We start from the raw sequence: 18,829 nt of genomic DNA, 5'->3' as shown, positions 1-18,829 counted from the left end.
GACACCCCCCCCCCGCGCGCCGTACGTTCCGTGAACGTACGGCGCCCTCGGTTGTTGTGGGTGCACTCACCGCGTCAGCGGCGGCCGCTCCCCCGTCGGCTCGTCCCCCGGCCAGGGGCCGTCGTTCCGGATCACCTCGCCCTGGACGACCTTTCCGTCCGGGCGGTGCATGCGGGCCTGCTGGAAGGCGTTGCCCAGGGTGCCGGGGGCGGCGGCGCGGAGCTTGCTGTCGAGGGTGCGCTCGGCGAGACGCGAGACCGCCTTCTGGACCGGGGGCAGCAGGAGCAGCAGGCCGAGGGCGTCGGAGACCAGGCCGGGGATCATGAGGAGCAGGCCGCCCAGCATCATCAGGCCGTTGCCACCGCCGCGCTCCGGGGAGCCGCCGCGCTGGATCGCCTCGTTCAGGCTCTGGAAGGCGCGTCGGCCGGCCCGCTTGATGACCACGGAGCCGGCGAGGAAGCCCGCCACCAGCAGCAGGAACACGGTCATGCCGCCCGCCGCGCCCGCGACCACCGTCAGCAGCCAGATCTCCAGCACCAGCCACACCGCGAGACCCAGCGGCAGGTATCTGCCGAGCCGGGAGCGCCGAGGCCGGGTGGTGTACGGAGGGGTCTGCGCGCCAGTCGTCATGCACCCAGTGTGCCTGGGCCCGGCTCAGTGCGGCATAAGGGGATGATCAACCGGAACTGTGAGCTTCCCGGGCGTCCGCTAGGACGGCTTGCCCTTGCCGGTCATCCTGCCCACCCGCTCGGTGACGCCCCACGAGGTGACCCGCCACAGCGCCTCGACCAGGATGTCGCGGCTCATCTTGGAGTCGCCGAACTCCCGCTCGACGAAGGTGATGGGCACCTCGACGACCTGGTAGCCGGCCTTGACCGCTCGACGGGCCAGGTCCACCTGGAAGCAGTAGCCCTGCGAGGCGACCTCGTCGAGCCCCAGGCCCTCCAGGGTCTCGCGGCGGAAGGCGCGGTACCCGCCGGTGATGTCCCGGAGGGGAAGATCGAGGGCGAGCCGGGAGTACAGGGAGCCGCCCCGGGAGATGAACTCACGGGACTTCGGCCAGTTGACCACCCGGCCACCGGCCACCCAGCGGGAGCCGAGCACCAGGTCGGCGCCCTTCAGCGCGGTCAGCAGCCGGGGCAGCTCCTCCGGCTGGTGGGAGCCGTCCGCGTCCATCTCGACGAGCACGCCGTAGCCGTTGTCCATGCCCCAGCGGAAGCCCGCGAGGTAGGCGGCGCCGAGGCCTTCCTTGCCCTTGCGGTGCAGCACCTGGACGTGGTCGTCCTCGGCGGCCAGTTCGTCGGCGAGCTTGCCCGTGCCGTCGGGGCTGTTGTCGTCCGCCACCAGCACGTGCGCGTCGGGGACGGCCTGGCGCACCCGGCCGACGATGGACTTGATGTTCTCCGCCTCGTTGTACGTGGGAATGATCACCAAGGCCGTGCCGAGCGGGCCGAACCGCCGCCCCTGGGCCTTGGCCGCAAGGGTCCCGTCGCCGTCGTTCACTGCTGCCCCTTCATGTCGTACGCAGGGGACCACCATAGTGGCCGCGGCCTGCGCTGACGCGACAGCTCATTCGTATGGTGGTGTCGATTCCGCAAGAACGGGGTAAGGATGCCCGTTTCGGGTGGCGGCCATACGCGCTTTCGCCACTCTGTTCCCCTGCGGATGGGGGCCCGGCGCCCTTCGGGCCGACCTGGGACCCGCTGGCTGCGGGTCGACCGAAAGCCGTTGTCTACTGAGCTCCGGGCCCCACCCGGGTCACACCTCCCGACCGGCCGGAACGTTCCCTCGTCGGCGCGGGCGCTGAGCCTGGCTCCCAGTGACGGTGCCCCGGTGCGGCACACCGTCCCTGACCCAGCGGCGCTGCGACGAGTGCGCGAACTGCTCCATGGTCGGGCGTCCGGTGGTGGACTCCGCCGAACCTACCGGCCCGCTGCCGCTGGCTGTCAACAGCCGTTTGACCTGCGGAAACAGCCCCAAACCCCTGGTCAGCGCAGAGGATGCGCAGGTCGCGCGACGGGGCGGCGGCCGTCGATCACGGCCGCGCCACCCCGGGAGATCACTCGCCCGGCCGTACGAATGCGGCGGGTCACTCGCCCGGTCGTACGAACACGCTCCGGCCGCCCACCACGGTGCGCAGACAGACCGGCAGCTCGCGGCCGGGGGTCAGGTCGGGCAGGCCGGGGGTGCCGGAGCGCGGGTCGGTGGACCAGCGGGCGACCCGGTCGTCCGGCGCCTGCACCACCAGTTCGTCGGTGCGCCAGACCGCGTAGTCGGCGGGCGCGCCCGGCACCAGGACGCCCGCGTCGTCCCGGCCGATCGCGCGCCAGCCGCCACGAGTGTGCGCGGTGAACGCGGCGCGTACGGAGACCTGGTGCTCGGGCGTGTGGTGGAAGGCGGCGGCCCGGACGGTCCCCCAGGGGTCGAGCGGGGTGACGGGACTGTCGGAGCCGAAGGCGAGCGGGACCCCGGCCTTGAGGAGGGCGGCGAACGGGTTGAGGGTGCGGGCCCGCTCGGCGCCGAGCCGCTGGGCGTACATGCCGTCCGTGCCGCCCCACAGCGCGTCGAAGGCGGGCTGCACAGAGGCGATCAGGCCGAGTTCGGCGAAGCCGGCGATGTGCTCGGCCGTGAGCATCTCGGCGTGCTCGACGCGGTGCCGGGCAGCCCGTACCCGGGTCAGGCCGACCTTCTCGGCGGCGGCGCGCGCGCCCTCCACGACAGCGGTCACGGCGGCGTCGCCGATGGCGTGGAAGCCGGCCTGCAGACCGGCCTCGGTGCAGGCGGCGACATGGGCGGCGACGGCCTGCGCGTCCAGGTAGGCGGCGCCGGTGTGGCCCGCGTCGGCGTACGGCTCGTGCAGGCAGGCGGTGTGGGAGCCGAGGGCGCCGTCGACGAACAGGTCTCCGGCGGCCCCGAGCGCGCCCAGCCGGCGGGCCTTCTCCACGTCCTCCTCGGCCCAGTAGCCGACGACCCGCGGTCCGGGCAGTTCGGCGGCGAGCCGCAGCAGTCCGGTGAAGTCGTCCTCGGAGGAGATCTTCGGCCCGCCGCACTCGTGCACGGTGCCGATACCGAGGGACGCCGCGTGCGCCAGGGCGGTGCGCTGGGCCGCCGCACGCTGGGCGGGCGTCACGGCCGCGAACGCCGCGGCGCGGACGGCGTGGTGGGCGTCGCCGGTGAGCGGGGCGTCCTGGCGCGGGACCGCGCCCGGGACCAGGTCCAGCAGGGCCGTGGTGACGACCGCCGAGTGGACGTCGATACGGGAGAGATAGAGCGGGCGGCCGCCGGTGGCCGCGTCCAGCTCGGCGCGGGTCGGCGGGCGGCCGCCGGCCCAGCGGGCGGCGTCCCAGCCGTGCCCGAGCAGCACCCGGTCGTCCGGGCGGGCGGCGGCGAAGTCCCTGACCAGCACCAGGGCCGCGTCCAGGGAACCGGCCCCGGACAGGTCGAGGCCGGTCAGGGCGAGCCCGGTGGACGTGGTGTGGACATGGGCGTCCGTGAAGGCCGGGGTGACGAGAGCCCCGTCCAGGTCGACGACCTCGTCGACCCCGTCCGCGAACGCGTCGGCGGCCCCCTCCGACCCGACCCAGGCGACCTGCCCCCGCTCCACGACCATCGCGGTCGCGAACGGATCGGCGGGACTGTGGACCTCTCCGCGACGGAGGAGAACGGTCTTGGGCTCGGGGGCGCGCTCACTCATGGGGACCAGTCTCGCCCCTCACCCCGATCACTCTGCACGAGGGCCCCTCGAACGCGCCTCTTCAGGGGCGCGGCGAACTACGCGACCAGCCACGACGTACCCGCAGTCGACAGTTGCTCGCCCGTCTCAGATCTTCGGCGGCCGAGCCTCGTACGGCGTGGACAGCACCACCGTCGTCCGCGTCGACACCCCCGCCAGGCTGCGCAGCCTGGCCAGCAGCTCCTCCAGTTCGTGCGGGGTCGCCACCCGCACCTTGAGGATGTAGTTCTCGTCGCCCGCCACGCTGTGGCACGCCTCGATCTCGGGGACGCCGGCCAGGCGGTCCGCGATGTCGTCGGGGGCGCTGGGGTCGAACGGTTTCACCGAGATGAACGCCGTCATCGGCAGCCCGACGGCCTCCGGGTCGACGACCGCGGCGTAGCCGCGGATCACGCCACGCTGCTCCAGCCGGCGCACCCGCTGGTGCACGGCCGACGTGGACAGACCCGTGGCCTTGCCCAGGTCCGTGTAGCTCATCCGCCCGTCCTTGACGAGCAGCTGCACGATTTGACGGTCCAGCTCCTCCATGGCGCAAAAGCTACAGTGCGCCTGATCTCCACGGATAGCTCAGCGGCCCAGGTCATGGCCGGTTTGTGATGTCACGGGGCGTCGGCTGCGAGCGGTCCGACGGACAAATCCACCGCAGTGGGCACCTGCATGCGGCATGTGACGAACGCCACAGCCCTTGAACGGGCTCCGTGATGTTCTCGTGATTACCGCCGAGAGCGGACGGGAAGTGCTTGCTGTGGTCGAGGCCGCAGCGCCGTAACGGCCCAGCCCGAGGGGGAGTTACCCATGCAGAGTCTTAAGCGCCCTGGTCGTTCCGTGTCCAAGCGCCCGCAGTTGGTCGTCGAGCCCGAGCCGGAGGGCGTCGAATCCGACCTCTACGAGGCCGAGGAACTGGACGCCTACGACACCTTCGAGATGTTCCGGGTGATCTGCCCGGACTGCGCGCAGTCCATCGCGCTGCTGGCGGACGAGGAGTTCCTCCCCGAGCACGCGCTGTGCGCCTCGCCGTGGAACCCGTTCGGCCTCACGGTCTGTGCCGGCACGGGCCGCGCGGCGGACGACGCCTCGTCCGCGGACGAGTCGGCCGAGCCGCAGGAGCAGGACACCGCCCTCCTGCTCACCCTCCCGCAGGGTCTGAACTGGCGGACGCAGCCCTTCTCGCACGTCGGCGGCCCGGGCTCGCGCCCGATGCCCGTACCGGCGATGCGCCCCGGCGGCTACTCCGTCGATCGTCAGGCTGCCTGACTCACCGCACCGCGTCCCAGTACCTGCCCTGCACCATGGCGCGCAGACTGCCGTGGTGCAGGATCAGTGTGTCCGGATCCGCGGGGACGGCGACCTCGCCGAAGTACACCTGCCGGTAGGCGATGCGCAGCATGACGATCGCGTGCCGCAGGGCGGCGTACAGGGTGTAGAAGTCCATGTCCCGCGGGGTGTGGCCGGTCAGACGGGCGTAGCGGGCCTCGACGCGGTCGCGGCGCAGGAACGCGGGCAGTCCCCGCTGTCCGGAGGCGGCCGTGAGGTCCTGGAAGAAGCGGTGCAGGTAGACGGTCCAGCCGAGGTCCACCTCGCGTGGGGCCGGGGCCGCCATCTCCCAGTCGAGGACGGCGACGGGGTCGAATCCGTCGTAGACGACGTTCCCGATCCGGGCGTCGCCCCAGTTGAGCACCGGCGTACCGGGGTCGCGCGGCCACAGGTCCGCCAGCCGGTCGAAGGCGGCCTCGATCAGGGGTGAGCGGGCGAGTCCGTCCACCACCCAGTCGTAGTAGCTCCGTTGGGACTCGACATGCCGGTGCAGGGCGTCGCCGTCCCCGGGCAGGGCGAGGAACTCCACCTCGGCCGGGGGCACTTGGTCGTGCAGCCGGGCCAACAGGCTCACCGAGACGGCTTCGAGGTGCTCGCGCTGGGCGTCGGTCGCCGCGTGCAGCCAGTTTCCCTCGTACGTGTAGGGCATGACGTCGGGCGGGACGCGCCCCTCGACGCGCTCCATCACGAAGAAGGGCGCGCCGAGCGGTCCCGGATCCTCCTCCAGCCACAGGACGCGGGGTACGGGCAGGTCCGTGCGGTCGGCGACCAGCCGCATGGTGCGGTACTGGCGGGTGAGGTCGTACGACGGGAAGACCGTGTACGCCGACGGATCCGCCGCCAGTCTCAACGCGCAGCCGCTGGGGGTACCGCCCGCTCGAGCGAAGCCGAGAGTGGGGGAGGGCGGTTCCGGGTGCTCGATCTCGAAGAGCAGGGTCTCGCTGGACATGCCGTTGGAGGCGGGGACCGTGACGCCGACGGCCTTGGCGCCGGGGAGCCGGGTGTCCAGCCAGGCGGTCAGCCGGCGCGTGAGGTCCTCCGGGTCGCGGGTGGTGGTGCGCGGGCGCGGTGTCGTCGTCACTCCGGCCTCCTCCTTCAGGGCGCCACCGAGTCGAAGCCGGTGAAGCCGCTGGGATCGTGTCTGCCGAACGAGCCGTGCTCGAAGATGCCGTGGCCGGTCCGCCCGTCCAGGCGGAAGCGGGCGGAGTGGTCGGTGACGCCGTAGGCCGCGCGGGGATGCGGCGCGGTCAGGTCGTAGGTTCGCCGGTCCACCCATCCACGGCCCTGCCAGGTGCCGTGCTGCCAGTCGTCCGCCGGCGGGTAGCCGGCGCCGACCGCGAGCGGCGACGAGGCAAGGATCTCCACCTCCAGTTCCTGGGGTTTGCGCGGGTCGCCGAGGTGGACGACGGCACGCTCGGGATGGCGGGTGCCGGAGCGGTAGGCGATCTCGGTCTGCGGCCAGCCGAGTTGGCGGTCACGGTCGCCGGGGCGGACCAGGGTGGCGTCGTTCAGGGTGCGGTATCCGTCCGCGTCCTCCTGGGTGATGACCATCAGGAAGCTGTCGTCGAAGCGCACCGGGCACCAAACCCAGTGGAAGCCCTCGGTCGGGTTCTCCTCGGCGAGCCGCCCGGCCTCCTCCCCCGGGATCGGGCGGACGCCCCAGCTGCGGTCCCGGGTGCCGGTCCAGCCGGCCGGGTCGACCCGGAACTCCTCGCCGCCGGCTCGTATCACCCCGGACACTCCCCCGGCCTGCACGAACCTGCGCCCCTCCAGCGTCAGCCGGCCGCCCCGGCGCTGGAGGTGGTGCGGTTCCCACAGGGCCGGGAAGCCGGCCGCCCAGACGAGGTCGTAGGAGAGGGCGTCGTCGTCACAGGTCAGGCGGAAGCGCCGGAGCGGCTCCTCGACCTCGATGCGCAGCGGGCCGACCGCCAGCCGCATCCGGTCGTCGCCCAGGGCGTCCGAGGCGCGGACCGCGTGCAGGGTGTCACCGGTGCGCAGGGTGGCGTAGGCGTCGATCACCCCGACGTTCGGGTAGACGCCGAGGCCGAGGATGAGCAGGGCGCGGCCGTCGTGGTCGAGGACGTGGAAGATGCAGCGGTCGTAGGCGTTCCGGTCCCCGGTGGCGACGTGCTTCATGGAGAGCGGGACCTGGTGCACGGGGTACTCGTCGAGCGGTACGGGACGGTCGTCGGCCATGGCAGGCCTCCCCGGAAGCTGGAGACGGTCCGGCTGACGGTACGTCAGGAAATGGACGGAGACCAGATCCGGGAGCGGACGTCCACGAACTCACGCACGATTCGGGGGATCGGTGACCAGGACGGCCGCCCCCGCGTTGGCCGGGCATGACGACCACCTACACCGCCCTCGGCCGTCAGCGCCGGATCTTCGTACCCCCGCCCGCGGCATCGCTGCCGCCGCCCGCGCCGCAGGATCCGCCCATCTACCGAGATCTGATGCAGACCTGGGCCGACCGGGGCCGCGCCCTGCCGGGCCGCCACGACCCGGAGTGGGTCAGGCTGGCGGCACCGACGGTCACCCGCGGGCAGTTCAGCGAGTTCAGCGACTTTCCGGCCCCGCCACGTGACGGGCGATGACCATCCGCTGGATCTGGTTGGTGCCCTCGACGATCTGCAGGACCTTGGCCTCGCGCATGTAGCGCTCGACCGGGAAGTCCGCGGTGTAGCCGTAGCCGCCGAGTATCTGGACGGCGTCGGTGGTGACCTTCATCGCGGTGTCGGTGCAGTGCAGCTTGGCCATGGCGGCCTGCTTGGCGAACGGCCGGCCCGCGTCGCGCAGCCGGGCCGCCGTGAGGTAGAGGGCCCGGCCGGCCTCGATCTGGGTGGCCATGTCGGCGATCATGAAGCGCAGGCCCTGGAAGTCGGCGATGGGGTGGCCGAACTGCCGGCGTCCGGTGGCATAGCCGACCGCCTCGTCCAGGGCCGCCTGGGCCAGGCCGATCGCGCAGGCCGCGATGCCGAGCCGCCCGGAGTCCAGCGCGGAGAGGGCGATGGCGAAGCCCTGGCCCTCCTCGCCGAGGCGGCGGCCGTCGGGGACCCGGACGTCGTCGAAGTGGACCTGGGCGGTCGGTGAGCCCTTCATGCCCATCTTCTTCTCGGGCACCGCGCCGCTGAGGCCCTCGGCGTCGCCGGGGACCAGGAAGGCGGTGATCCCGTGCGAGCCCTCGGCGCCGGTGCGGGCCATGACCGTGTAGAAGTCGGCGATGCCGCCGTGCGTGATCCAGGCCTTGGTGCCGTTGATCACCCAGAAGTCGCCGTCCCGGACGGCCCTGGTGCGCAGGGATGCGGCGTCCGAACCGGAGGCCGGCTCCGAGAGGCAGTAGGCGCCGAGCAGGCCGCCGCCGAGTATCCCGGGCAGGTGCTCGACCTGCTGCTGCTTGGTGCCGTAGGCGGCGAGCGCGTAGCTCGCGAGGGTGTGCACGCTGACACCGAGGCCGACGGTGAGGCGGGCCGCGGCCAGTTCCTCCAGGACCTGGAGGTAGACCTCGTAGGGCTGGTCGCCGCCGCCGTACTCGGCGTCGTAGGGGAGGCCGAGCAGGCCTGACTCGGAGAGCAGGGTGAAGACCTCGCGCGGGAAGCGCCCGGCGTCCTCCTCCTCGGCCGCCTTCGGCGCGATCTCACGCCGGGCGATCTCCCGGACCAGCGCGAGCAGGTCCCTCGCCTCGTCCGTGGGCAGTTGACGCTCCACCGGCTGCGGGTCGCGGTCGGACATGGCGTCGGTCTCCTCCCTGTCGGGCAGCAGCGGTCACGGCCCGTGGGATAGGGGCGGCTCCGCCTGTCGTGCGGGTGCGGCCGAGGTCGGCGTTCCGGGTCTCGGAAGCTGCTGACCTGCGGCTGCGCAGTGAGTATGCCCGATCGGGGACCTCCCGTCACCAGTTAACGACCGCTTACTTCAGGATTTCCAGGCCAACATTCGAAACCCGCGAAATTGGTCCGAACCATTGACCCGACTGGTCTAGTCCTCCTAGGGTTCATGACCAACGCTTTACCGCGTTCATGCCAATCGGCGCGCGTTCCCCTCTCCCCCAGGAGGAGACACCCGATGCACAACACTCACCGCTCCCGGTTCCGGGCGCTGCTCTCCGCGGCCTGTTGCGCCGTGCTCGGCGCCGGGCTGCTGGCCGGCGCGGGCACCGCGTCCGCGGCCGCCCCGTCCACCCCGTCCGCTCCCCAGGTGCAGGCCGGCTCCAAGGTCGTCGGCTACTTCACGGAATGGGGCACCTACGACCGCAAGTACCTGGTCAAGAACGTCGAGACCTCCGGCTCGGCCGCGAAGCTCACCCACATCAACTACGCCTTCGGCAACGTCACCGGCGGCAAGTGCGCGATGGGCGACTCGTACGCCGCGACCGACCGGACCTACACGGCCGCCGAGTCCGTGGACGGCGTGGCGGACACCTGGGACCAGCCGCTGCGCGGCAACTTCAACCAGCTGCTGAAGCTGAAGAAGAAGCACCCGAACCTCAAGATCCTCTGGTCCTTCGGCGGCTGGACCTGGTCGAGCGGCTTCGGCGAGGCCGCCAAGAACCCCACCGCCTTCGCCCAGTCCTGCTACGACCTGGTCAAGAACTCCAAGTGGGCCGGGGTCTTCGACGGCATCGACATCGACTGGGAGTACCCGAACGCCTGCGGCAACACCTGCGACACCAGCGGCCGGGACGCGTTCCGGAACGTGATGGCGGCGCTGCGCTCGAAGTTCGGCAGCAGCTCGCTCGTCACGGCGGCGATCACCGCCGACGCCACCAGCGGCGGCAAGATCGACGCGGCCGACTACGCGGGCGCGGCACAGTACGTCGACTGGTACAACCCGATGACGTACGACTACTTCGGCGCCTGGGCCACGACCGGCCCGACAGCCCCGCACTCGCCGCTGAACTCCTACTCGGGCATCCCGACGGCGAACTTCTACACCTCGGCGACCATCGCCAAGCTCAGGGGTCTCGGCATCCCCGCCGCCAAGCTGCTGCTCGGCATCGGCTTCTACGGCCGCGGCTGGACCGGCGTCACCCAGGCGGCGCCCGGCGGCTCGGCGACCGGACCCGCGGCGGGGACGTACGAGCAGGGCATCGACGACTACAAGGTGCTCAAGACCAAGTGCCCGGCGACCGGCACGGTGGGCGGCACGGCGTACGCCAAGTGCGGCAGCGACTGGTGGAGCTACGACACCCCGGCGACCATCGCGACCAAGATGACCTACAAGAACCAGCAGGGCCTGGGCGGCACCTTCTTCTGGGAGCTGAGCGGCGACACCACCAACGGTGAGCTGATCAAGGCCATCAACTGACCCCGGTCACGGGGGCCTGGGGCGGGGGAACCACGAGCCCTCCGCCCCAGCGGCCGGTCCGGCGGGACACCGCGGGCGGACCGGCCCCGGTGCGTCAGGTGTCCCGGCGGGCCGGGGTCGGGGCGCGGTAGGACGGGTCCAGTTCCTCGATGGCGCGCAGGGTGCCGCCGAGCGTCTTGACCAGCAGCTCGCACATGGTCTCGCGGGAGAGTTCGGGCCGGTCGATCCAGTCGAGGGCGGCGCCCTCCACGCTGCACAGCCAGGCGAGCAGGCCGACCCTGGCGAGCGGGGCGATGTCGGTGCGGCCGTAGGCGCCCTCGGCGATGGTCGCGACGATCGCCTCGCGCACCCCGTCCCGGATGGCGTGCACCTCGGTGTCGAAGCCGACACCGCCGCTGACGATCGTGCGGTACGCGGCCTGGTGGTGCTCGGCGTAGCGCAGGTAGCTGTCGATGGTCCGGTGGACGCGGTCCACCTGGGGCAGCTCCATGCCGCTCGCCGCATAGGTGACCAGGTCGGCGACGGAGTCCTGGATGATCGCCAGGTAGTAGCCGCGCTTTGACTGGAAGTAGTAGTAGATCAGCCCTTTGGCGACATGCGCCTGCTTGGCGATGTCGTCCATGGAGAGCGCGTCGTACGAGGTGTCGGCGAACAACTTCCGCCCGATGGCGATGAGTTCGGCACGACGAGCCACGGAACGCTCGGTGCCGCGCGCCCGTGGACGGGCGGCGGCACGTTGTTGACTGATATTCAATTTCGACCCTGGTCTCAACGGGCTGCGGGACATCCGCAGTATGTCAGTTCAGGTCACAGCAGACCGAGTTGAGTTACCAACATGGCGATGACCACGACAAGAGTCCAGCCCATGACATGTTCCAGAACCTTCGGGCCGTCGTCCTTGGGGCCGCCGGTACGGGCGCGGGCGGCGGTGGCGGAGTGTGTGGTCATGACGTCCACCATGCCACCGATTGCGGCTTTTGCGGCGGAGAGCTTGGTCACAGCAGAAGCGGCCCCCGGGATGCCCGGGGGCCGCCGCTGTCGTACCCGGTCAGCGCACGCCGACCGCGGCGAGCGCCTTGAGCTGGGCCGCGGTCGGACTGGCCGGGAAGTACAGGTAGCAGACGCCCCCGGTGCCGGAGACGACCTTGCCACTGGCGTTGTACCGCTTGGTCCGCAGCCAGATGTTCTCGAACTCCCGCCGCAGGTAGACCCGCCGGACCGCGTCGTCGTCGGCCGAGCACGGGTCGTTGGCGATCACGTCGCCGTCCGCGGTGAAGCCGATCACGGTCATCAGGTGCCCGGAGGTGCCGTAACCGGCGCCGGTCAGCTCGGAGGCGAGGAACGACTGTGACGTTATGGCCGGGATGCCGGCCGCGATCAGGGTCTCCAGGTCGGTGAGCGAGGCCAGTCGCGTTATCACGCCCTGGAGGTCCTGGTACGTCGACGCGTAGGCGGCGTTGAACGGCCAGTTGCCGCAGCCCGCGTACTGGTAGTCGTAGGTGTAGCGGGCCGCGTAGCAGACCTGCGGGTCGGTGTAGGAGGGGTCGACCCAGGCCAGCTGCGCGGCGGTGGGCCGGCCGCCCCAGTACTCGACGATCATCTGCGAGGAGGTGGGGCTGCACCAGGCCTCGCCGCCGTTGTCGTACTCGGGGTACTGGCCCTTGTGGATCTCCTGCGAGTAGCGCGGGACCTTGAGTTCCTGGGCCAGGCCCGGGGTGGAGGCCGGGACGGTGAAGCGGTCCGGAATGTCGGAGCCCATGGCGCCGAGCCGCCAGACGGTCGGGGTGAGCTTGGTGCCCGGCTTGCGGTAGAGGGTCAGGCGCAGCTGGTACGAGGTGAGGCGCAGGCCGGTGGTGGCGTCGTCGACGGCGAAGGTGTCGGTCCAGATGGTGCTCCTGCCGTCCGTCTGGCCGTCCACCGAGGTCCGCTTGATGTCCTGGTCGCCGGCCGCCCAGCGGCCCATCACGTACCAGGGGGTTGCGGTGCCGTCGGAGTAGGTGCCGTGCAGTTCGACCTGGATCCAGGTGCCGGCCGGGGTGTCCGCGTTCCAGGAGGCGATGGTCTCGGTGGCGGGGACGGCGAGCTGGTGCACCGGGCCGGTCCAGGTGGCGTACTCCCAGGTGGCGTTGGTGCCGGTGTGGGGGTCGGTGTAGGAGGTGGTGCCGGCCGGGGTGCCGATCACCACGCCGGGGCGGTCCCCGGCGACGGCGCCGGCGCCCTTGGCGGTACCGGTCTTCCAGTCGCTGTGGGTCGTCCAGGAGCGGTAGTCGATCGGGCGGGTCCCGTCCCGGCCGTGGCCCGGACGGCCGTGGCCGGCCCGGCGGGTCTCGGTCCTGGCGGTCTCGTCGGCGTCGGTCTCCGGCGCGGCGACCGCCGGCACCGCGGGGACCACGCTCTGGGCCACGGCCGCCGCCGCGACGGAGGCGGCGGCTGCCAGAACGGTTCTGCGGGACGGCTGTTCGGCTCTGCTCATGGGTGGGGGACCCCCAGGTGTGCGCGTCACGGCTGATCCGGAGCAAGGGCTGTGCGCCAACTATGGAGCAGGCGCCATGCCCCTGCCAGCACTTCCGCCCATGCCACGCCCACCAATATTGGTCTCGTCCGCTGAAAGGGCCCCGGCGCGGTCGCCGGGGCCTCCTTCATGCGGGCATACGGGGCCTCGTCGGTCAGATGAGATCCATCGCGGCGACCTCGTCGGGGCGGCCGTAGCTGACCGGACCCTGGAAGCGGCGGCGGGCGGTGGTGAACCACCAGGCCGTGGCCACGGCGAGGACGACGGCCAGCGCGATCGGCGCGTAGTTGAAGGAGTCGACGGTGATCGGCGAGGCCTGCGGCAGCATGAACAGGATGCTGCTGAGCAGGATCCAGACCACCGCCAGCCAGCCGACCGGCCTGCTCCAGCGGCCCAGGTTCCACGGCCCCGGCTGGAAGTCGTCGCCCAGGCGCAGCCGCAGGAACACCGGCACGGCGTAGGCGAGGAACAGGCCGACGACGTTGACGCTGACGATCGCGGTGAACGCCGTGTGCGACCACCAGCCCGGCACCACCAGGGCGACCGAGCAGGCCACCGCGAGCCAGACGGCCTTGACGGGGGTCCGGGTGCGGGGCGAGACCGAGTGCCACAGGCGGGAGCCGGGCATCGCGCCGTCCCGGGAGAAGGCGAAGATCTGCCGGGTGTTGCTGGTGAGGTTGGCGAGGCCGCAGAAGAGCATGGCGCCGATGACGACGAGGAGCATCGCCTTGGCCCAGCCCATGCCGAGTCCGTCGATGAGAATCTGGACGGGCGGCGCGGAGGAGCTCGCCACCTTGTCGTAGTCGCCGATGCTGTACACCAGCGCGAGCATCAGGATCAGGCCGGTGATCGCCGAATAGCCGATGGAACGGATGATCCCTCTGGGGGCGTTGACGGTCGCCTGGACGGTTTCCTCGGACATGTGGAAGCTGCCGTCGAAACCGGTGAAGGTCCAACTGGTGACCAGCAGCCCGAGCAGGCCACCGTAAAGGCCGTTGGTGAAGCCGGTGTTGTTCACGAAATGCGTCACGAAGGACGCCGACTGGTGGTGGTCCGGCATCACGATCAGTGTGCTCACGATCACCACGAGTCCGATCAGCAGCCACCAGACGGAAATCCGGTTCAGCAGGGCGACGAGCTGGACGGTGTAGGTGTTGGCGAGCCCCTGCACCACGATGATCAGGGCCGTGATCAGGACCGTCTGGTGGGCGGTCGGCGTGTACGAGGGCCACTGCAGGGCGACGAAGGCCTGGATGAAGGTGGCGGCCGCGTAGCCGGTGGCCGCGGTGCCGCCGATCTGGCCCACGAAGTTCAGCCAGCCCGTGTACCAGGACCAGGCGCCCTTGTGCCGTTTGGCGAGTTTACCGGCGGAGAAATACAGGGCGCCGCTCGTCGGATAGGCGGAGGCGACTTCCGCCATGGCGGCGCCGATGCAGAGCACCATCACGCAGACGCCGATCCAGCCGAACACGAGAATGCGGGGGCCGCCCGCGTTCATGCCGAATCCGAAGGACGAGAAAATCCCGGAGAGAATGTTGATGATGGTGAAGGAGATGGCAAAATTGTCGAAGGCCTGGAATCGGCGGGTGAGTTTCCGCGGATAACCCATCGCGTGCAGGGTCGCGTCGTCGTCGAGCGTGACGGGGTCCGCTGTGCGTTCTGACACGTGCCGGCCTTTCTCTGGGACGCTAGGAGGGGGTGGGCAGGCCGCAGGCGCGGCGGGCCCGGGAGAGCTGGTCGGCCGGTTCGCCGAAGACGCTCCAGGGCATGCGTGAGGCGTACGGCCCCATGACCGTGAAGACCGCCCGGGCCTCGAACTCGCACTGGGCCATGACCAGCGCGTGCGCGAGGTAGGCCAGGTCGAGCACCGGGGTGAAGCGGTATCCGGCGACCGCGGGCAGCCAGTTCTGGTAGATCGACAACGCGGTGCTGCGCCACTGGGGCTGTTCCCAGACCCGCTCGGCGAGCAGTTGGGTGGGGTTGTGGCTCTCCACCAGCGCGACCAGCGGCAGCAGCCGCAGTGCGGAGTCGGCGGGGGCCCGCTGGGCGAGGAAGGCGGCGACGTCCCAGGCCGCGTTGACCGAGCCGCCGTACCGGGTGAAGAAGAAGGACAGGAAGCGGTGGTGGGCCTCGCGGTGCCAGGGGTCGAGGGCGAGGGTGTGCGCGAACAGCCGCCAGGGACCGGACGGGGAGGTCAGCAGGCCACCGGGGGCGGGGTCGTGCGGGCGGTGCAGCCGGGCCATGGCCAGCTTGGCCGCCCAGGGCGTGGGGTCGGCGGGGTTCAGGGCGCTGGCCCGCTCGCAGGCGGCGAGGGCGATCCGCTCCAGCGCCTCGGCCCGCTCGTCACGGGCGTCGGCCGCCCGGGTCGCCCGCTGTACGGCCACCCGGGCCCACATGAGCGCGGACTCGGGGCCCGGCTCCTCGTCCAGCCACCGTTCCACCAGATCGGTGCCGGCCGCCTCGGAGGCGAGGACCAGGGAGCGGTGGGCGCGCAGGGCGAAGTCGGCACGCGTCTCGGCCAGCGCCTCACGGGCACTCAGATATCTTCCGGCGCGCACGTCCACGCATACGCTCGCGAGCAAGCGGTCGTCGGCCGCCGGATGCCATACGTAGTGCCCCTCGAATAACTCCGCGGCCATCTTCCCCTGTCCGTCCCCGTCCGACGCGTGCACCAGGCACCCTACTCAGGGCCGGGCACACCGGAAACGCACGAGGTCGACATATCGGTCAGCCGGTCGGAAATATTAATGGCCGCGGTGGAGAACGGCTCGAAATTGGTTCAAGCCGATACTTTCCCGGGGTCGTAAACACCCGCTATGCGCCGCACTACTAGAATGTTTCCGGAAAACACCCCCTCACCGCAGCACACCTCGGGAACGGCCATTCACCAGCTCGCCTCCGCACTCCGGGCCCTGCCGCCCTCCTGCGGCCCGGTCCGCCTCGTCGGCGTCGACGGGCACGCCGGGTCCGGGAAGACCACGTTCGCCGGCCGGCTGGCCACCGCCCTCGGCGGGGCGCCGGTGCTGCACCTCGACGACATCGCCAGCCACGAGGAGCTGTTCGCCTGGACCGGCCGGCTGCTGGCCCAGGTGATCGAGCCGCTCGGGCACGGCGGGACGGCGCACTACTCCCCCTACGACTGGCACGCCCGCCGCTTCGGCCCGCCCCGCGCGCTGCCGCCGGCCCCGGTGATCCTCGTCGAGGGCGTCGGCGCCGGCCGCCGGGCACTGCGCCCCTTCCTGGCGCGGCTGCTGTGGATGGAGCTGCCGCACGAGGAGGCCTGGACGCGGGGCAGGGCGCGGGACGGCGCGGAACAACGGGACTTCTGGGTCGAGTGGGTCAGGGCGGAACACGAACACTTCAGCGAAGACCCCTCGAGGCCGTACGCCGACCTTCTGGTGACACAGTCACAGAAGGGATATGAGGTACTGCCGGGGCCTGCGAAGACAGTTGGACCGGACCAGGCCATCACCCACCGTGACGGGCCGTCGGCTGTGTGCTGAACTCGTGAAGACACGCCTCCAAGAAGTTGCCCGAGTACCTCAACTCGGCTTGACCCGGGGGTCGTACAGGACTTACGTTCTCAATGAGCGGCCGTTCCAGGCCGCCCCGCAGACGCGAAGCCCCCGGTTGTTCCCCCGTGATCGGGGGCTTCGTTCTGCCCTTTACCCCTTTTGCGTGCGCGGCGCGCGTCCCCGTGCTCACCCTCGGTCACCGACCCGTGTGCGCCCCGTCTGCCCCCACCTCGCCAAACGGCCTGTGCGGCACCCTTCGGCAGGCGGTGGAACCGCAGGTACGATGCCCTCGGTGCGACCTTCGAACGGCTGCTTCGCGCACCTGCAACTCCGGTCCGCGGCACAGCGGTTCGACCAACGGCGGCCATCGGGGGGAGCCCGGGGGCCAACCACGGGGGCACGGTTTGTGGGGGACGTGATGGATTTCGGCACGCAGGGCCCCGAGGCCCCGGCCGACCTCGCCTGGCTACGAGGCGTGGACGCCTACACGATGGGCGCCTATCCGCAGGCGGAGGAGGAGTTCCGGGCCGCGGTACGGATGGATCCGGGGATGGCCGACGCCTGGCTCGGGCTGCACGCGCTGCGCGTCGACACGACGACCGCGCTGCTGCGGATGTTCCGGCACCGGGACCGCTTCGGCGAACAGCGCGGCCGACATCGCCGCACGCTGAACTCCTGGTACTGGTTGGGCTGGTGGGTGCAGCCGGTGCTCGAGAGCCCGCGCGATCTCCTCCTTGCCCATGCTTCCCACTGGCTGGACGGCCGGCACGTCCCGGAGCTCGACCGGGCCCTCGCCGGACTGCCGCCGGTGGACGCCGACCCCCAGGTCCGCTTCCTGCACGCCTGCCGGGCCTACCTGGTCAAGGACTGGGAGCAGCTGGTGCGGCACACCGACCCGCTCGTCGACGACCCCATGCTCGGCATCGAGGCGGGCCTGTTCGGCGGCATGGCCCGGGTCCGCCTCGAAATGTACGGCCAGGCCGAACCCCTGCTCTCCGCCGCGCTGATGCGCTGCCGCAGCGAGCAGCCGCAGCGCAAGGAGCTGCGCTACTGGCTGGCGCGGGCCCACGAGGGCACCGGCCGCAGCGCCGCCGCGCTCCCCCTCTACCGGGCCGTGCACCGCGTCGACCCCGCCTTCATGGACACCTCGGCGCGGCTGGCCGCGATAGCCGAGGGCGACGGGTACGACGACACGGCCGACTTCGCGTCGATCACCCTCACCGGTGCCGGGCAGGACGTCGTGGACGGGCCGGACATGCTCGACCCGCTCTTCGGCACCGAGGGGCGCGATCTGCGGCTCGGGGACCCGGAGCCGCCGACCGGGGCGATGCCGTCGGTGATCGACCCGGCGGTGCGCGAGAAGGTCGTGCCGTCGCCCCCGCTGCCGGCCGGGCCGACCGACCCCGCGTTACTTGAGGAGGCGCTCGCCGAGCTGGAGCGCATGGTCGGGCTCGAACCCGTGAAACGACAGGTCAAAGCGCTGTCCGCGCAGTTGAACATGGCCCGGTTGCGGGCCGGGCAGGGGCTGCCGGTGCAGCCGCCGAAACGCCACTTCGTCTTCTCCGGGCCGTCCGGCACCGGGAAGACCACCGTCGCCCGCATCCTCGGCCGGGTGTTCTACGCGCTGGGCCTGCTCGGCGGGGACCACCTCGTGGAGGCGCAGCGGGCCGACCTGGTCGGCGAGTACCTCGGCCAGACCGCCGTGAAGGCGAACGAACTGATCGACTCCGCGATCGGCGGCGTGCTCTTCGTCGACGAGGCCTACTCCCTCTCCAACTCCGGTTACGGCAAGGGGGACGCGTACGGCGACGAGGCGCTGCAGGTGCTGCTGAAGCGGGCCGAGGACAACCGCGACCACCTGGTGGTGATCCTGGCCGGCTACCCGGAGGGCATGGACCGCCTGCTGGCCGCGAACCCCGGCCTGTCCTCCCGCTTCACGACCCGCGTGGACTTCCCCTCCTACCGCCCCCTCGAACTGACGTCGATCGGCGGGGTCCTGGCCGCCGAGAACGGGGACGCGTGGGACGAGGAGGCGCTGGAGGAGCTGCGGTCGATCGCCGGGCACGTGGTGGACCAGGGCTGGATCGACGAACTGGGCAACGGGCGGTTCCTGCGGACGCTGTACGAGAAGAGCTGTGCGTACCGGGATCTGCGGTTGTCGGCGTATCCGGGGGTGCTGTCGCGGGACGACCTGGCGACGCTGCGGTTGCCGGACCTGATGCAGGCGTACGGAGAGGTGCTGTCGGGGCGGGGGCCGCAGGATCCGGCGGCCGGGATGTAGGTGCGGGGGGGGCTGGGGCCGGGGCGGGACGCTTACCGGCGCTTGCAGGGTGCCTCCCCCACTCTCGGCTTCGCTCGAGCGGGGGACCCCCATCGCCCACCCGTGCCGCCTGGGGGCACCTCCCAGGCCCTTAAGGCACTGGGGGAGGCACGCCTGCCCGCAGCTGGGTAGCT

The 18,829-nt window shown here is 71.3% G+C and carries 17 protein-coding genes; 5 read left to right on the top strand and 12 right to left on the bottom strand.

Annotated features, from left to right (window positions below; genetic code table 11):
* Positions 1-66: 66 nt before the first annotated feature.
* The 4 genes from fxsA to ABT137_RS08915 all read right to left on the bottom strand — a co-directional run bounded on the left by fxsA (position 67) and on the right by ABT137_RS08915 (position 4,261).
* On the bottom strand, positions 67-630 hold the full coding sequence (gene fxsA / locus ABT137_RS08930; protein ID WP_351704705.1) for an FxsA family membrane protein: 564 nt from the start codon (positions 628-630) through the stop codon (positions 67-69).
* Between the two features lie 78 nt (positions 631-708).
* Positions 709-1,503 (bottom strand): polyprenol monophosphomannose synthase, encoded by a 795-nt coding sequence (locus ABT137_RS08925; RefSeq protein WP_351704702.1) that lies wholly within the window; start codon positions 1,501-1,503, stop codon positions 709-711.
* A gap of 586 nt (positions 1,504-2,089) precedes the next feature.
* The gene (locus tag ABT137_RS08920) at positions 2,090-3,694 is read right to left on the bottom strand and encodes an amidohydrolase (RefSeq protein ID WP_351704699.1); all 1,605 of its coding nucleotides are present in this window, start codon (positions 3,692-3,694) and stop codon (positions 2,090-2,092) included.
* Positions 3,695-3,820: 126 nt separating this feature from the next.
* Positions 3,821-4,261: an Lrp/AsnC family transcriptional regulator gene (locus ABT137_RS08915; protein ID WP_066997022.1), complete on the bottom strand. Its 441-nt coding sequence runs from the start codon at positions 4,259-4,261 to the stop codon at positions 3,821-3,823.
* 267 nt (positions 4,262-4,528) lie between these two features.
* On the opposite strand from ABT137_RS08915, the gene ABT137_RS08910 reads away from it, so the two are divergent.
* Positions 4,529-4,987 (top strand): hypothetical protein, encoded by a 459-nt coding sequence (locus ABT137_RS08910; RefSeq protein WP_351704696.1) that lies wholly within the window; start codon positions 4,529-4,531, stop codon positions 4,985-4,987.
* 1 nt (position 4,988) lies between these two features.
* On the opposite strand, the gene ABT137_RS08905 is transcribed toward ABT137_RS08910, so the two are convergent.
* Complete coding sequence (locus tag ABT137_RS08905; protein ID WP_351704693.1) at positions 4,989-6,128, bottom strand: phosphotransferase family protein; 1,140 nt, start codon at positions 6,126-6,128, stop codon at positions 4,989-4,991.
* 14 nt (positions 6,129-6,142) lie between these two features.
* Positions 6,143-7,243: an Rv3169 family protein gene (locus tag ABT137_RS08900; RefSeq protein WP_351704690.1), complete on the bottom strand. Its 1,101-nt coding sequence runs from the start codon at positions 7,241-7,243 to the stop codon at positions 6,143-6,145.
* A gap of 146 nt (positions 7,244-7,389) precedes the next feature.
* On the opposite strand from ABT137_RS08900, the gene ABT137_RS08895 reads away from it, so the two are divergent.
* Positions 7,390-7,641 carry a hypothetical protein gene (locus tag ABT137_RS08895; protein WP_351704687.1) on the top strand — a complete coding sequence of 84 codons (252 nt, stop codon included), beginning with the start codon at positions 7,390-7,392 and terminating at the stop codon, positions 7,639-7,641.
* Here ABT137_RS08895 and ABT137_RS08890 read toward each other — a convergent pair.
* A complete protein-coding gene (locus ABT137_RS08890; protein ID WP_351704684.1) occupies positions 7,604-8,776 on the bottom strand; it encodes an acyl-CoA dehydrogenase family protein in 1,173 nt (390 codons plus the stop codon). The two genes, ABT137_RS08895 and ABT137_RS08890, sit on opposite strands and share 38 nt — an antisense overlap.
* A gap of 330 nt (positions 8,777-9,106) precedes the next feature.
* On the opposite strand from ABT137_RS08890, the gene ABT137_RS08885 reads away from it, so the two are divergent.
* Positions 9,107-10,348, top strand: a complete 1,242-nt coding sequence (locus ABT137_RS08885; protein WP_351704681.1) for a glycoside hydrolase family 18 protein — start codon at positions 9,107-9,109, stop codon at positions 10,346-10,348.
* Positions 10,349-10,442: 94 nt separating this feature from the next.
* Here the strand turns inward: ABT137_RS08885 and ABT137_RS08880 are convergent, their stop codons facing one another.
* From ABT137_RS08880 to ABT137_RS08860, 5 genes are all read right to left on the bottom strand, one after another.
* Positions 10,443-11,102, bottom strand: coding sequence for a TetR/AcrR family transcriptional regulator (locus ABT137_RS08880; RefSeq protein WP_351704678.1), 660 nt, complete (start codon positions 11,100-11,102; stop codon positions 10,443-10,445).
* A gap of 53 nt (positions 11,103-11,155) precedes the next feature.
* A complete protein-coding gene (locus ABT137_RS08875) occupies positions 11,156-11,347 on the bottom strand; it encodes an SCO1431 family membrane protein (RefSeq protein ID WP_502984490.1) in 192 nt (63 codons plus the stop codon).
* Between the two features lie 49 nt (positions 11,348-11,396).
* Complete coding sequence (locus ABT137_RS08870) at positions 11,397-12,821, bottom strand: C39 family peptidase (RefSeq protein ID WP_351704675.1); 1,425 nt, start codon at positions 12,819-12,821, stop codon at positions 11,397-11,399.
* A gap of 193 nt (positions 12,822-13,014) precedes the next feature.
* On the bottom strand, positions 13,015-14,469 hold the full coding sequence (locus ABT137_RS08865) for an amino acid permease (protein WP_351704741.1): 1,455 nt from the start codon (positions 14,467-14,469) through the stop codon (positions 13,015-13,017).
* Between the two features lie 79 nt (positions 14,470-14,548).
* Complete coding sequence (locus ABT137_RS08860; protein ID WP_351704672.1) at positions 14,549-15,499, bottom strand: hypothetical protein; 951 nt, start codon at positions 15,497-15,499, stop codon at positions 14,549-14,551.
* 195 nt (positions 15,500-15,694) lie between these two features.
* Here ABT137_RS08860 and ABT137_RS08855 point away from each other — a divergent pair, with 195 nt between their 5' ends.
* Positions 15,695-16,363, top strand: a complete 669-nt coding sequence (locus ABT137_RS08855) for a uridine kinase family protein (protein ID WP_351704669.1) — start codon at positions 15,695-15,697, stop codon at positions 16,361-16,363.
* Positions 16,364-16,793: 430 nt separating this feature from the next.
* Positions 16,794-18,656, top strand: a complete 1,863-nt coding sequence (locus tag ABT137_RS08850; RefSeq protein ID WP_351704666.1) for an AAA family ATPase — start codon at positions 16,794-16,796, stop codon at positions 18,654-18,656.
* Positions 18,657-18,829: the final 173 nt, after the last annotated feature.

This window comes from Streptomyces sp. NPDC001980, from assembly GCF_040296885.1.
In the GTDB taxonomy this organism is placed as follows: Bacteria; Actinomycetota; Actinomycetes; order Streptomycetales; family Streptomycetaceae; genus Streptomyces.
The sequence above is the reverse complement of the archived record's forward strand: the minus strand, read 5'-3'. Positions and strand labels throughout refer to the sequence as shown.

What these genes read in the sequence shown, in the direction of transcription:
- fxsA (WP_351704705.1), bottom strand. Translation starts at nt 630, where the DNA reads ATGACGACTGGCGCGCAGACCCCTCCGTACACCACCCGGCCTCGGCGC.
- ABT137_RS08920 (WP_351704699.1), bottom strand. Translation starts at nt 3,694, where the DNA reads ATGAGTGAGCGCGCCCCCGAGCCCAAGACCGTTCTCCTCCGTCGCGGA.
- ABT137_RS08915 (WP_066997022.1), bottom strand. Translation starts at nt 4,261, where the DNA reads ATGGAGGAGCTGGACCGTCAAATCGTGCAGCTGCTCGTCAAGGACGGG.
- ABT137_RS08910 (WP_351704696.1), top strand. Translation starts at nt 4,529, where the DNA reads ATGCAGAGTCTTAAGCGCCCTGGTCGTTCCGTGTCCAAGCGCCCGCAG.
- ABT137_RS08900 (WP_351704690.1), bottom strand. Translation starts at nt 7,243, where the DNA reads ATGGCCGACGACCGTCCCGTACCGCTCGACGAGTACCCCGTGCACCAG.
- ABT137_RS08895 (WP_351704687.1), top strand. Translation starts at nt 7,390, where the DNA reads ATGACGACCACCTACACCGCCCTCGGCCGTCAGCGCCGGATCTTCGTA.
- ABT137_RS08890 (WP_351704684.1), bottom strand. Translation starts at nt 8,776, where the DNA reads ATGTCCGACCGCGACCCGCAGCCGGTGGAGCGTCAACTGCCCACGGAC.
- ABT137_RS08885 (WP_351704681.1), top strand. Translation starts at nt 9,107, where the DNA reads ATGCACAACACTCACCGCTCCCGGTTCCGGGCGCTGCTCTCCGCGGCC.
- ABT137_RS08870 (WP_351704675.1), bottom strand. Translation starts at nt 12,821, where the DNA reads ATGAGCAGAGCCGAACAGCCGTCCCGCAGAACCGTTCTGGCAGCCGCC.
- ABT137_RS08865 (WP_351704741.1), bottom strand. Translation starts at nt 14,469, where the DNA reads ATGGGTTATCCGCGGAAACTCACCCGCCGATTCCAGGCCTTCGACAAT.
- ABT137_RS08860 (WP_351704672.1), bottom strand. Translation starts at nt 15,499, where the DNA reads ATGGCCGCGGAGTTATTCGAGGGGCACTACGTATGGCATCCGGCGGCC.
- ABT137_RS08855 (WP_351704669.1), top strand. Translation starts at nt 15,695, where the DNA reads ATGTTTCCGGAAAACACCCCCTCACCGCAGCACACCTCGGGAACGGCC.
- ABT137_RS08850 (WP_351704666.1), top strand. Translation starts at nt 16,794, where the DNA reads ATGGATTTCGGCACGCAGGGCCCCGAGGCCCCGGCCGACCTCGCCTGG.